Origin of the sequence: Shewanella sp. DC2-4, assembly GCF_013248875.1 — a bacterium.
Classification (GTDB): domain Bacteria; phylum Pseudomonadota; class Gammaproteobacteria; order Enterobacterales; family Shewanellaceae; genus Shewanella; species Shewanella oncorhynchi.
This window is the reverse complement of the sequence record NZ_JABRVR010000002.1, coordinates 662,301-675,246: the sequence shown is the minus strand read 5'-3', so window position 1 is coordinate 675,246 and position 12,946 is coordinate 662,301. Positions and strand designations below refer to the sequence as shown.

The following is a 12,946-nucleotide window of genomic DNA, read 5'->3' as shown; positions in this document are numbered from 1 at the left end:
TATAGATAGGGACTTTTGCTGTAACGCTTTTGTGCGTCGGGAATCGCCCCTTTTCTCCCCTCTTTTTAGTTTCTCTCCCCAAAGCCAATTAATCTTCCAACTTTGAGATAAAAATCCGCTGCAAATCGTTATTCCATAGCTGAATAATTTTGCGGGTCTTTTCTTTATTCCAAAAACATTTACCAAATAAAATCAAACCCGCACCTTCAAAGCAGCGTTTATCTTCTATTTCAAATTGCGCTAATAATGGTTGCTTTATCCCATCGATAGGAATGCCGATATCTTTGCTGTCGGCGGGGTTAAGCCAACTCATCGTCGGGTCAGTGTGGGATATCGTGCCCCAATACATGTGGGGTTTATTATCGCTTGGGTCCGCATCGGCAAAATTAACAAACAGGTTCTTCGCCCGCCAACGGTATTTTCGCTCAGCGTCTGTGTATACCCAGAGATCCGATTTTGCTAAATCTGTACCGCGCAATAAACTGTGGAGTAACTTTTCGAGCCCTTGGCTAGGCACTCGTTTTTCAGTGGTATGTTCAGCGGTGTTAACTTGGTAGCCTGTTTTCGACTCTTGTATTCGATCATCCACTGACGATGCAACAGACGCTTTCGATGACTCAGGCATAGAGGACAATTTAGGCGTTGGCTCAGTCTTGCCGCTTAATGCCTGTGTTGTCGAAACTTTGTTTGCAGGCGTATGGCGACGAGGTTTACGGCTAAAATCGATCATTAACGCATCGGCATCCACCAGCTGTTGCTGCACTTCAATGGCATCTTGCTCCTCACGGGATTTTTGTGCCGAAGGTTTAAATTCAATGCAATCAGCTTGGTGATATCGCGAGCCAAAACAAGCGGCTTTACCGTCTTTTGAGGCTTTACGGAAATATGCTTTACCACCGCAGGCGGGGCAAATTAACCATTGCCGCAAACGCTCGATATCCTCATCGGGTAATTGTTGAAACTTAAAAACACTATAAGTCGTTCTCGCAATTAAATGATCCTCTGTTTCGAGTTCACAAATAGCATCTAACATAGTGTTCTCCTTTATTTTCGACTGCTGGCAATACCGCTATCTATGCCCAAGCATTAATCCCAAAAGTGATAACACTTAACAGAAGCAAGATGCCAAGTACGCGATAAATCAAACCTAAAGTACTGGTGCCTTGCGAGCTCACATCCGAATGTAATGGCATGATTTTAACTTTTGCAGCATCTTGGGTTTTGTGTTTCATTCTGCATCCTTAAAATATTTCGCCAAGGGCACTATCAAACTTGAAGGAATTAATAATGCGGCTTTTGCGGCACTCGATGCATGATAAAAGGGTGTCAGTTGAGTGATTAACGCGTTGAAGCATTTGAGTGCGGCCAAGGCATCGGCTGCGGCATAATGAATTTGCGCACTGGATAAAGGCACGTGCTGCCAATTTGATAAGGTGACTTTTTTAGGTTTGTCGATACGAGCACCCAAAAGCGCCGCAACTAATTGGCGCGTCCCCATTTCCTTCTCCGCTCCAAGTTGAGCCAGTGCCCAATTTAAATCTAATGTTGAGGCGACATTAATGCCCCATTGCCGCCTGAGAGCGTGTGCATCACTGCGTAAACCAACCCCGACTTTGAGTATGGTTTCATCTTCTAATAAGGCTTTTAACTGGATAAATTGCTCTCCCAGAATGGCATGCTGAAATAAATAACAGGTATTCGCTGTCGCGATTTGGATAAGACTCAAGGGGTGTTGCACGCCGCGCTCAAAGCTTGCACGGGTTTCAGTATCAAAACCTAAGACTTGCTCAACCTGTAATCGCGCGACAACCGCATCGAACTCCGACGGCTCAACTACCTCGATGCGGACATGTTGAAATTCAAAAGCTGCTAACGCTGCAAGTTCAATATCATCAATACGTGTAGTCAAAGCGATACGTTGCTGCAGCCACAAATATACCCACTGACGCTGCGCTTGAAGTTGAGTTTTAGCTTTAATCGCATTTTCAGCCTCGGCCGATACCCGCTCACTTTTCAGCGGCTCAGTCGAGGCATTGAGGTTATCAAGATAAGCCGTGCCAGCAGCATCCATTGCCGCCATTAACCCATCGGCATCTTTGCCAAACTCTTTACGTAACCAAGCCAACTTACTCGGGGAGACACAGTACTTCATTAACTTCATCGTGCTCATCCTTGATGGTTGATGCGCGCAGCTAGTTAACTACGCAATTTCTGTATTCCTGTCATCGCAATAAGTGCAACAGCGCCAGCAACGACACCAAATAAGCCATTAAGAATACTTGGCGTCAGCACAGCAAACACAGGTCCAACAACACCAATGGCAGCAACCGCTTGTTCAGCATGGTGGATTTGCTCGCCGACTAGGTGTAGGCCATGAGTTAAAATCCCACCGCCCACCATAAACATGGCTGCCGTGCCAATAATCGTTAAACTTTTCATTAATACGGGAGCTGCGCTCAATAAACCAAAACCTAATTTACGGTTCATTTGAGTTAATACAGAGGCGCCTTCACGTTGACTCAAGTACAAACCCGCATCATCCATTTTCACAATTGCCGCCACTAAGCCATACACGCCTATGGTCATGACTATCCCAATGACAGCTAACGTAAAAAACTGTGTTGATAGGGATTTGTCCGCCACGATACCAAGGGTAATGGCAATAATTTCCGCCGATAACACAAAGTCGGTACGAATCGCCCCTTTGACTTTTTCGGCCTCGTAGGCGGCGAAATCTTTAATCTCAGGTAACTCATTCTCTACTTGGGTTTCGTGTTGTTGCTGGCCTTTTCTATGGCTATAGCTGTGATGCAGTTTTTCAAACCCTTCGTAACATAAAAACAGTCCACCAAACATTAATAAAGGGGTGACAGCCCAGGGAATAAAAGCGCTGATAAGCATTGCTGCTGGCACTAAAATCAACTTATTACGGAATGATCCCTTAGCCACCGCCCACACTACGGGTAATTCACGATCGGCGCTTACGCCCGTCACTTGCTGGGCATTGAGGGCTAAATCATCCCCCAGTACACCCGCGGTTTTCTTTGCCGCTACTTTACTCATTACCGCTACGTCATCCAAAATCGATGCGATATCGTCGAGTAAGGTTAATAAACTCGCGCCTGCCATGCTAAATCCTCAATAAATCATTCTGCTTTTGCCATAGTAACTTAGTTAGATTAGTTGCGTATAGCGAAATGCTTTCCAACTTAACTGCTTAAGTTACTTACGTTATTGGGACTGGTTGCTAATGTGAAAATGCCAGCAATCTAGATCACACCCACGGTGGAATTGCGCCACATTATTTATAGGAAAAGAGTATACTAAGCCCAGAATTTTTTACTCATTTGCCGTTACAGGATGTCAACATGACTCAAGATGAAATGAAAAAAGCTGCCGGTTGGGCCGCACTTAAGTACGTTGAAAAAGACAGCATTGTTGGTGTTGGTACGGGTTCGACTGTGAATCACTTTATCGATGCACTGGCGACCATGAAAGCCGATATCGAAGGCGCAGTCTCTAGCTCTGAAGCATCAACTCAGAAAATGAAAGCGCTGGGTATTCCCGTTTATGACTTAAACAGCGTCGATCGTTTATCTGTCTATGTGGACGGAGCCGATGAAATCAACGACCGTATGGATATGATTAAAGGTGGCGGCGCGGCATTAACTCGCGAGAAAATTGTCGCGGCAGTGGCTGAGAAGTTTATCTGTATCGTGGATAACACTAAGCAAGTCGACATACTAGGCGAATTTCCACTACCCGTAGAAGTAATTCCGATGGCACGCTCTTATGTGGCGCGTCAACTCGTTAAACTTGGCGGCGATCCTGTGTACCGTGAAGGCGTTGTGACCGATAACGGCAACGTGATCCTCGATGTGTACAATCTTAAGATCCTTAATCCAAAAGAATTAGAAAGTCAGATCAATGAGATAGTCGGTGTAGTGACTAACGGTCTGTTTGCCAAACGCGGTGCGGATGTGTTACTCGTTGGCACCCCTGATGGCGTAAAAACCTTTACCGCCAAATAAGTTAAGCGTTAACACTCACATCCCAGTCACACGGCTGCAGATGTAAAAAACACTGTCAAAATACGCTGTAAAAATGCCAGCCACTTTTTTCAAAGGGCTGGCATTTTTTATGGTTCTTTTTAGGGTTCAATGTTATCTGACTCAGCTGCCCATCGCAGACAGCCTATATCAAGCTCTTGGCTTACCAAGCTCTGGCGACTAGACCTTTTAAGTAGAATCCTTCTGGGAAGGCGCTACCGATAGGGTGATCGCTCGCTTGGCTTAAGCGTTCGATAAACTGGATTTCACGTTTCGCATCGAGCGCAGCATCGGCCACGATTTTTTGGAACAGATCCGCAGGCATTAATCCTGAGCAAGAGAAGGTCAATAACACGCCACCCGGATTCAACAACTGCAATGCAATCATATTGATGTCTTTATAACCACGGCAAGCCCCGTTTAACTGTGCCTTGTTATCGGCAAACTTAGGCGGGTCGAGCACAATCACATCAAAGGTTTTGCCTTCATCACGGTACTGGCGCAGCAACTTGAACACATCGGCTTCGTTGTAATGCACATTGTCATCACTCAAACCGTTCACTTGCATATTGAGACGCGCTGTCGCCAAGGCGAGAGAAGACACATCGACGTTTTCAATACTGGCAGCGCCTGCTTTCGCAGCGTACAGACCAAAAGTCCCCGTGTAACAAAAACAGTTCAATACCGATTTATCTTTGACAAAACGGGCGGCAATGGCGCGGTTATCACGCTGATCGAGATAGAAGCCTGTCTTATGGCCTTTAATCACATCGACGGCGATCTTGATGCCGTTTTCTTCGATAATCACTGGCATTTCTGGCAGAGTGCCATGCAGTAAACCGGTAACAGGCAGCAGGCCTTCTTTCTTACGGGAATCCACATCGGAACGCTCATAGATAGCACAATCTGGATATTGCTCAGCCAATAGCTCAACTAAGGTATCGCGCCATAAATCAGCACCTGTGCTCAGTAACTGGCACACCAGCACATTGGCATATCTGTCGATGGTGATCCCAGGTAAACCATCGGACTCAGCAGCCACTAAACGGTAACCCGTTAAGCCTTGCTCGCGGATTAGATCGTTACGGCCGATTTGCGCCCGCTGTAAACGTCTGGCAAAAAACGCGCGATCAATTTCCTCTTCGCGATCAAAAGTCCAAATCCGCACTTGAATTTGCGACTCAGGCGACCAAGCACCACGACCTAACCAATGACCATCATGCGCGACCACATCGACTGTCTCACCCGCTTCAGGTTTTCCCTTAATGTTATGAATAGCATTGGAAAATACCCAAGGATGGCGACGCTCGAGTGACTTCTCGCGGCCGGGTTTAAGTTTGATTCTGATAGCCATAGTTGCCTTTAAAAATAGGGCCGCCACTAAAAAAGGGCTGCTGTCTAAAAATGGGAAACGGATGATATACCCAATGCCACCTAAGTGCGAGTACCGAACACGCCGCAGGGCTTATTTACCATCATCCACGGGTGGCCGATCATACCTTATTTTAACGGTTAATTCTGAATGATATTCATGCGAAATGATGTTGGAATGGTTAATGAAACAACGCTAACAAAACCGTAAAGACAACTGACATGATTTGAAATAAGACGAATTAATCAGTAAACACGAGAACTTAGCTACGTAGCGCTAACTCAACAATGACGGGCGCATGGTCAGTACTGTAGGCGTCGCGTTCATATTCAGGTCTGATTAAGTGTCTATCGCAGGTCTGATAATCTACGACTTGCGCTAAACTGCGGCCATGGCTCGCATCAAACTCACTCGAAAGCAAAATATAATCCAGCACTGAACCTTTAGGGCCATAGTAATGGGTCGCCGCTCTGTGTTCCCTATGGTAAGCGGTATTACCCGTCAAACTGTCCCTCAAGTTCGCTTCAATAAATAACTCATAGGCATCCTTAAGTTGATACTGAGCAAACACCGCCGCTAACGCCGCATCCGATAAATGCCCAAGGCCAGCGGCTTTAATGTCATTACTGTGGATACTCTCGCCCTGTATCATTAACGCATCTAAGGCGCCCATTGTCAGACTGTCATTAAAGTCCCCCATCACGATAACGGGATGTTTAGATTCTTGCCTGCGTACCAATATGCCATTGAATAATAACGCAGCTTCCGCGCCGCGCTGCATGGTAGATGCCCAGCGACCTAAGGCTTGCTCCGTGAGTAATTGGGTTTCTGAATGCAGTTTCATGCTCGCTGCGGGCGCTAAATTATCTAAACTAAGTGGCTGATGTTCGAGAGGTTGATGTTCAAGGGACTGATGTTCAAATAGCTTAGGTTCAAGTGCTAATCCGGCGCGTTTTGACTTAAAGTGCACCACATAATAGTCACACTTGCCGATATGTGGCACTTCAACGGTTGCGCGCAGCACCTTACGGCTAAAGGCAAATTCACTCGATAATCCCATGGCTGCCACTAAACGCGTATCAGGTTCGACACTGCTGATTTCCACTATGGGATACCGGGAGGCAAGCGCGACCACAGGGCTGCGATAAATGTAATCACTGATAAGAGTTGGCTCATCAACGACCGCAAAATACCCTAGACCTTGCTCGCGAGCGATTCGTTTGAGCGGTTCAGGGCTAAACACTTCTTGAAATCCCACAATATCGGGCTGGCGATGTGCGAGAAACTCACTCAACCACTGACACTTTTTCTGCCATTGCCCATGGCTATAGATATTTTCAAAATCATAGTAAGCCAAAGGCGGCTCAATAAAGTTAAACAGATTGATACTGGCGATCTTGATATTCGCGGTGCACTTATGATCGATAGGTGCAGCCATTGATTCCAACTCATCGATATTGTGTGCCACAGCTTAATACCCCCAAAATCTGAATACAGCAAACTCTCTTAATCTGACTTAATCTGAGTGAGCACAATGACTCACCGCAGGCACGACAAGGGTATACCCGAAGTGCGCTAATGCCAAATCCCCTATTATGGATAAAGTGTTAACTCATCTCTGGCGACTCAAATACAGCTTACTGAGATAAGTCATACCGTTAAAAACCACAATTCAATATCACAGTTAAATCCGACAACAAAAATCAACCGCTACCCGCAAAAAAAACAAACAATCACACAACAATGATTAGTACACAAAACCATCAGCACTCCCAACAAAATCACGCAAGCCCAAGAATGGTCATAAAATTAACTTTTACTTAAAGTGTAAATTCAAACAAAAACATATGTAATAACATGTGCGGTTGACTTTACATTTCAGTCCCTTAGAATGTGGCGACTTTAATCATTGCGGAGACCCACTGTGGGCACACACATAAGCGACAGTAGATGCCCTGTCCAAAAGACAGGATTTAACGCCTAGCACTAGCCCGCAATATTTGCTGCTACCTGCTAAGCAGGGTAGTAGTGTGAACCATTCTTCACTCAGCCTCCCCCAAAATATCAATCACAGACAATAAGCCTGAGCCTATGGCTACGCTTTAGCAATTCCAGCATTTTGCTGGGGTTCGGTTATGTGTATTTATTGCATCTCAAAGCAAGTTTTTTGCCTCAGTGGACTTCGTTTTCCCTATGGATTTACATCTATGGGTTTACATCTGAGGAGCCTAAATATGGCTTACATAAACAACACATCAATTTTGCGATCTTTATCCTGTGCAAGTATCAGCTTGTACTACAGCATGAGTGCGGCGGCATCCCATCTCGAAGTAGATGATCCCGCCCTCGCGGAGCGCTGTGAATTAGAAATGGGCTGGCAACAACCTAGGTCGGATCATGCTCGCCCACAATTAAACGCGGCCACGACTTGCAGCCGCAATCAATGGGAATGGCATTTAGGATTAGCGTCCAATGCCAATGACGATATTCGTGAGGAGCAAGCAGAAGTCGGCATTAAGCTACCGCTCAACGTAAACTCCCACTCAGATCCAGAGCAGCAACAGGATGATTGGCACAGCGCACTGGTAATCAACTTGCAGAAAAACCTCGATGCCAGTAACGAATTAGCCACCGAAGTCTTCGGCATTTTTGGTAAAACCTTAGGCGATTCTGATGTCAGTCTCTATGCCAATTTAGGTTTTACCCATGAGTTTAATCAATCAACCCAATTGCTTGTGGGTATCGCGGCGGCGTATGAACTCAGTAGTCACCATCGCGTGATAGCCGAGATTTATCAAAAAGAATTGAGCGAGACTACCTATCAGTTTGCTTATCAACACTCGCCGCAACAACAGCTACAGCTGGAATTGAGCTTAGGCAATGCCCTTCGTGGCAACGCGCTGCAACTTGGCGCAGACATCACCTTTTACTTTGGTCACTAGATCGTTGAGAGAATGAACTATGAACATGAATAACAGCACAAACAACACTAAAAAAATCATCCATAACCTGCAAATGATTATCGAGCAACGCAGTGCCAGCGCCATGGCTGAATTAGCCGAAAAACGCCACCCTGCCGATATTGCAGCCGTATTTAACGTCTTTAATCAAGCTCAACAAGTCCTATTATTGCAACTGGCCTCACCTAAGGTTTGCGCCAATTTGTTTCGCTATCTGACCGATGAATTGCAAGCCAGCTTAGTACAGCAATTAGATAAAACTACGCTATCTGCGCTGCTGGTTCACATGGCTGCAGATGAACGTGCCGACCTCTATAATCTGCTCGATGAAACCCAGCAAGCGGCGATTTTACCTGCGCTAGCATTGGCCAAACGGGAAGATATGCGCACCCTCGCCGCCTATGATAAAGCTAAAGTCGGCGCGGTCATGACCTCGGATTACACATTACTGAATAGCCGCCATACTGCGGCAGAAGCCATCGATACTCTGCGTACTGAAGCGGCTGATAAAGAAACGATTTATCAAACCTATGTGGTGGATATGTTAGGCCGCTTAATAGGAACTGTATCATTAAGGCAGTTATTGCTGGCGCAGCCGCACGAGCGAGTGGTCGACTTTATGAAACCCGACCCCGTCGCGCTCGATGCCAATGCCTTTCGCGAAGAAGCGGTGCAGATGATCGCCCATTACGACTTAATGGCGCTGCCAGTAGTCAATGGCAAAGGCCAGCTCGTCGGTATCGTCACCTATGATGATGCTATGGATATCGCCAGCTCACAGGCGGATCTTGAGTTCACAAAAACTGCGGCCATCGGCAATATTGACCATAACCTTAAAACTGCCAGCATAGGCTTACTTTACCGCAAGCGCGTGGTTTGGCTGGTAATCTTGGTTTTTGGTAATATTTTCTCGGGAGCGGGGATCGCCTTCTTCGAAGACACCATTGCCAGTTATGTCTCTTTAGTCTTCTTCCTACCTCTGCTGATAGATAGCGGCGGCAATGCGGGCTCACAATCGTCGACCTTAATGGTACGCGGCTTAGCCACAGGGGAAGTGGTTCTCAAGGATTGGTTATCTATGCTAGGGCGCGAGTTATTTGTCGCCGGATTATTAGGAGCCAGCATGGCAGCGGCAGTGTCCTTGCTAGGATTTTGGCGCGGCGGACCTGAAATCGCGCTGGTTGTGGCACTCACAATGCAAATTGTGGTGATTATTGGCAGCTTGATTGGTATGTCTCTGCCTTTCTTACTGAGCAAGTTAAAGATGGACCCTGCAGCCGCGAGTGCGCCACTCATCACCTCCATCGCCGATATCATAGGTGTACTCGTGTATTTCAGCATAGCCACTGTGGTGCTCGACTTACCTATGCCATAGGCCTCAAAGTGAACCAAGCTAAGTTAACCTTAGCGTGGTTCACTTATCATTCGATAGTGCTAACCCATTTATGACAACGCATAAAAGCTTCAATAACCTTAAAAAAATTAAGAATAAAGCTTAAAGATCAGTTAATATTTCCATACCTGAATCGTTTTACTTTTTATTAACATTGCAGTATTTACCGCTGAGCCCAGTCACAGTAAGTCGATAAGCAATAGTGATAGTCCTAGCGACTTGAGAGGTTTTATATGTGGTTTAATTCCCAGCTCAAAGCTGAAAATCAGGCGCTTAAAGAGCGACTCATCCAACTAGAACGCCAACACCAAAATGAAATAGATGAACTGCGTGGCATGATCCGTGAAAATGAGACCATGCAGCAACAGTCGCGCCAAAATGCAGACCACTACACTGAAGTGATCGCCTGCCAAAACCAAGGCGGAGATATGCTTAATGCCGTGCGCGAAGGCTTAGCCAGCAGTGCCGAATTACTCTCTGCGGAAAAAGAATCACTGTCTGAACTCAATCAAGTTTTTGATCAAACCCGTGTGGCCATTGCCAATTTAGGCACTAGAGCGACTTATATTAATGATCAAGCATCGAACAGCATGAAAGCTGTCACAGAACTCGATGCTACAACCTCTTCAATCAATCAATTTGTTGCGGCAATTCAAGGAATTTCAGAACAAACAAACTTGCTGGCATTGAACGCCGCCATTGAAGCCGCCCGTGCAGGCGAAGCAGGACGAGGGTTTGCCGTGGTGGCCGATGAAGTGCGCCAACTTGCAAGCAAAGCCCATGAAGCCAGTAGCCATATTGAAAAGCTCGTGAAACAAATCGTCGCGCAAGCGGCTGAGATTAAAGAAATTGTTCATAATAATCAAAGTAGTGCCGTCGATGTAGCCACCTCATCAACCCAAATTGGCCAAGTCGTTGAAGATGTCCTGCAACGCTCAAAACAAATGCAGCACGTTATCCATAACGCAGCCACAGCGTCATTCTTGAATACCACTAAGCTCGATCACGCAGTCTGGAAAAGTAGTGTTTATCAATTAATTGAAAAACCACAGCATAACCACAATGTGAACTCACACACTGAGTGCCGCCTAGGGCAATGGTATTTCAAAGGATTTGGTGCCGAGAATTATCAGCATTTAAGTAACTTCAAAGCATTAGATGCACCACATAAAGCGGTACACGAGGCAGGAAAAGCGGCGCTCAATGCGAGACAAAAAGGTAATTTGCCTGAGATGGTCAAACAACTGCACTCAATGGAAGACGCCAGTATGCGTGTTGTGCATTGCATTGATAACCTTATGCGAGATGTATATCGAGCGTGATATATAGGCACAGAAAGATAAGCTATCACCCATAAATAAGCCTACCTAAGAGCGCCATACTCGCGCTCTTTTTTTATCGTTCAAAACGGTATAGTAAATTTAATCTTAGAAAATGAACCCCTAGCTATACTTGATTTAAACACAGCCTTCATCTTTAATCGTTTCAAGAGCAAGCAGTGAGACTCAATTATAACATTCTAATTTTTAGGGTTATTAATGAAATTAGTCACAAGTTTATTGTTATCACTCACCCTTAGCAGCGCAGTTTCTCTTCGCGCGCAGCCGCTCAACATCTATACCGAAGAATGGTCACCAATCAGCTTTTCTGTCAATGGCAAACCCGATGGTTTAGCTGTACAGGTAGTACAAGAAATTCAAAAGCGCATAAACAACCCAGATCCAATCAAGGTCGTACCTTGGGCTCGCGGCTGGAAAATGCTGACCGAGCAACCTAATACTGTGTTGTTTACTATGACGCGCACAGCAGAAAGGGAGCAAATGTTTACTATGATTGGGCCTGTTGCTGTCGGCACGACTAATTTTTATGCCTTAAAAAATAGCGGTATAAAAATAACCACTATAAATGATGCAAAGACGGCTAAGGCAATTGGTGTCTATCGTGCCTCGGTGGAAGAACGCCTATTGCTCGAACTGGGATTTACGAATGTTGCGGCCTCATCCGAGCCCTTATTGAGTGCCAAACAATTGATGAAGCAACGTGTCGATCTTTGGTGTAATGCCAATCTCACCGCGCCGAGTATTCTGTCGGATGCGGGCGCGAGCATTGATGATGTAGAGTCGCTCTTCACGATTAGTGCTAATCATCTTTACATTGCCTTCTCACAAGGCACGCCCAATGATGTGATCGAACAGTGGAAAAACAGCCTAGAAGCGATAAAAGCAGATGGCACCTTCGCAACGATTTACCGTACTTGGCTCCCCAACGATGCGCCGCCCATGCAAACCGAACGTATCGGGTTTAGCAACTAAACCCATTGCTCTAAATTCTACGTGCTAAGTGATGAGTGCTGAATGCTGAGTTTTATGACTCTTAAGAAAGCACTTAGAAAGGACACTCACAAACCCAGTCAATACGCTCACCCGTGATAGGATGATTAAACGCTAAGCAGGTCGCATGCAGCATTAATCTGCTGCTCGTCGTATTAGTGATATCAGCTTCATCTGCATCAGCCTTATCAGTCACGCACTCACCCACGCCGCCGTAGAGATCGCACCCCAGTATTGAGTGACCCAATTGCTGACTGTGGATCCGCAGTTGATGGGTTCGGCCAGAAACAGGGATAAATTCGACCCGCGTGGCGAAAGGTTCGGTTAATCGTTCCAGCACCTGATATTCACTGATCGCAACTTTGCCTGTGCTATGGCAAATCTTTTGTAGCGGGAAATAGTCACTATCTTTAGCAATCGGCAGATTAATCACCCCGCTGTCAGCGGCTAAATGCCCGTGGAGCAAGGCGGTATAACGCTTTTCAACCGTGCGCGCCTGAAACTGCTTGGTCAGCAAACCATTCACGCTTTTATTCAGCGCCACCAGCATGATGCCCGAAGTGCCAAAATCGAGTCTGTGCAACAAAGTGGCCGTCGGAAAATCCTGCACTAAACGATAATGCACTGAGTCGAGATTCAGCGGATTCTTCCCCGACAAACTCAATAATCCGCTCGGCTTATCAATCAGTAGAATATCGTTATCTTGATAAAGCACGCGTATTTGCCCGAGGCAAGGCGGCGCAATAAAAGTATCGACTTTGGCAAGGCTATCGGCTGGCGCTGACATAATTTTCTCAGGCAACATAAGTAGAAGATAAAATGAACGAAGCGCTCAAAATTGA

12 protein-coding genes are annotated in these 12,946 nt (G+C 46.0%); 5 read left to right on the top strand and 7 right to left on the bottom strand.

What is annotated here, in order from left to right:
* Nucleotides 1-88: 88 nt before the first annotated feature.
* Genes HQQ92_RS03575 through HQQ92_RS03560 form a run of 4 tightly spaced genes read right to left on the bottom strand, consistent with a single transcriptional unit; the run spans nucleotide 89 to nucleotide 3,129 of the window.
* Entirely contained in the window at nucleotides 89-1,033 is a 945-nt protein-coding gene (locus tag HQQ92_RS03575; RefSeq protein WP_173243199.1) for a hypothetical protein, read from the bottom strand.
* Between the two features lie 40 nt (nucleotides 1,034-1,073).
* Nucleotides 1,074-1,232, bottom strand: a complete 159-nt coding sequence (locus tag HQQ92_RS03570; protein WP_173243196.1) for a hypothetical protein — start codon at nucleotides 1,230-1,232, stop codon at nucleotides 1,074-1,076.
* Nucleotides 1,229-2,161: a 3'-5' exonuclease gene (locus HQQ92_RS03565; RefSeq protein ID WP_173243194.1), complete on the bottom strand. Its 933-nt coding sequence runs from the start codon at nucleotides 2,159-2,161 to the stop codon at nucleotides 1,229-1,231. The genes HQQ92_RS03570 and HQQ92_RS03565 overlap by 4 nt, the downstream gene beginning before the upstream one ends.
* Nucleotides 2,162-2,196: 35 nt before the next feature.
* Nucleotides 2,197-3,129, bottom strand: coding sequence for a DUF808 domain-containing protein (locus tag HQQ92_RS03560; RefSeq protein ID WP_105251669.1), 933 nt, complete (start codon nucleotides 3,127-3,129; stop codon nucleotides 2,197-2,199).
* Nucleotides 3,130-3,368: 239 nt separating this feature from the next.
* Between HQQ92_RS03560 and rpiA the strand changes: the two genes are divergently transcribed.
* Complete coding sequence (rpiA, locus tag HQQ92_RS03555; RefSeq protein WP_028761507.1) at nucleotides 3,369-4,031, top strand: ribose-5-phosphate isomerase RpiA; 663 nt, start codon at nucleotides 3,369-3,371, stop codon at nucleotides 4,029-4,031.
* A gap of 181 nt (nucleotides 4,032-4,212) precedes the next feature.
* On the opposite strand, the gene HQQ92_RS03550 is transcribed toward rpiA, so the two are convergent.
* Together HQQ92_RS03550 and HQQ92_RS03545 are read right to left on the bottom strand one after the other, a co-directional pair.
* Nucleotides 4,213-5,403 (bottom strand): class I SAM-dependent rRNA methyltransferase, encoded by a 1,191-nt coding sequence (locus tag HQQ92_RS03550; protein WP_011788387.1) that lies wholly within the window; start codon nucleotides 5,401-5,403, stop codon nucleotides 4,213-4,215.
* A gap of 280 nt (nucleotides 5,404-5,683) precedes the next feature.
* Nucleotides 5,684-6,889, bottom strand: a complete 1,206-nt coding sequence (locus HQQ92_RS03545; RefSeq protein WP_028761508.1) for an endonuclease/exonuclease/phosphatase family protein — start codon at nucleotides 6,887-6,889, stop codon at nucleotides 5,684-5,686.
* Nucleotides 6,890-7,655: 766 nt separating this feature from the next.
* On the opposite strand from HQQ92_RS03545, the gene HQQ92_RS03540 reads away from it, so the two are divergent.
* The 4 genes from HQQ92_RS03540 (at nucleotide 7,656) to HQQ92_RS03525 (ending at nucleotide 12,086) form a co-directional block, all read left to right on the top strand.
* Nucleotides 7,656-8,363, top strand: a complete 708-nt coding sequence (locus tag HQQ92_RS03540) for a hypothetical protein (protein ID WP_173243190.1) — start codon at nucleotides 7,656-7,658, stop codon at nucleotides 8,361-8,363.
* 19 nt (nucleotides 8,364-8,382) lie between these two features.
* Nucleotides 8,383-9,756 (top strand): magnesium transporter, encoded by a 1,374-nt coding sequence (gene mgtE, locus HQQ92_RS03535; protein WP_173243187.1) that lies wholly within the window; start codon nucleotides 8,383-8,385, stop codon nucleotides 9,754-9,756.
* Nucleotides 9,757-10,007: 251 nt separating this feature from the next.
* Nucleotides 10,008-11,096 carry a methyl-accepting chemotaxis protein gene (locus HQQ92_RS03530; protein ID WP_173243184.1) on the top strand — a complete coding sequence of 363 codons (1,089 nt, stop codon included), beginning with the start codon at nucleotides 10,008-10,010 and terminating at the stop codon, nucleotides 11,094-11,096.
* Nucleotides 11,097-11,312: 216 nt separating this feature from the next.
* Complete coding sequence (locus tag HQQ92_RS03525) at nucleotides 11,313-12,086, top strand: ABC transporter substrate-binding protein (RefSeq protein ID WP_173243181.1); 774 nt, start codon at nucleotides 11,313-11,315, stop codon at nucleotides 12,084-12,086.
* A 73-nt stretch (nucleotides 12,087-12,159) separates the two neighbouring features.
* Here the strand turns inward: HQQ92_RS03525 and HQQ92_RS03520 are convergent, their stop codons facing one another.
* A complete protein-coding gene (locus HQQ92_RS03520) occupies nucleotides 12,160-12,891 on the bottom strand; it encodes an RluA family pseudouridine synthase (protein WP_173243179.1) in 732 nt (243 codons plus the stop codon).
* Nucleotides 12,892-12,946 lie beyond the last annotated feature (55 nt).

Coding starts and splice junctions, on each gene's coding strand:
- rpiA (WP_028761507.1), top strand. CDS start 3,369: ATGACTCAAGATGAAATGAAAAAAGCTGCCGGTTGGGCCGCACTTAAG.
- mgtE (WP_173243187.1), top strand. CDS start 8,383: ATGAACATGAATAACAGCACAAACAACACTAAAAAAATCATCCATAAC.
- HQQ92_RS03570 (WP_173243196.1), bottom strand. CDS start 1,232: ATGAAACACAAAACCCAAGATGCTGCAAAAGTTAAAATCATGCCATTA.
- HQQ92_RS03565 (WP_173243194.1), bottom strand. CDS start 2,161: ATGAAGTTAATGAAGTACTGTGTCTCCCCGAGTAAGTTGGCTTGGTTA.
- HQQ92_RS03540 (WP_173243190.1), top strand. CDS start 7,656: ATGGCTTACATAAACAACACATCAATTTTGCGATCTTTATCCTGTGCA.
- HQQ92_RS03550 (WP_011788387.1), bottom strand. CDS start 5,403: ATGGCTATCAGAATCAAACTTAAACCCGGCCGCGAGAAGTCACTCGAG.
- HQQ92_RS03530 (WP_173243184.1), top strand. CDS start 10,008: ATGTGGTTTAATTCCCAGCTCAAAGCTGAAAATCAGGCGCTTAAAGAG.
- HQQ92_RS03520 (WP_173243179.1), bottom strand. CDS start 12,891: ATGTCAGCGCCAGCCGATAGCCTTGCCAAAGTCGATACTTTTATTGCG.
- HQQ92_RS03525 (WP_173243181.1), top strand. CDS start 11,313: ATGAAATTAGTCACAAGTTTATTGTTATCACTCACCCTTAGCAGCGCA.
- HQQ92_RS03560 (WP_105251669.1), bottom strand. CDS start 3,129: ATGGCAGGCGCGAGTTTATTAACCTTACTCGACGATATCGCATCGATT.
- HQQ92_RS03575 (WP_173243199.1), bottom strand. CDS start 1,033: ATGTTAGATGCTATTTGTGAACTCGAAACAGAGGATCATTTAATTGCG.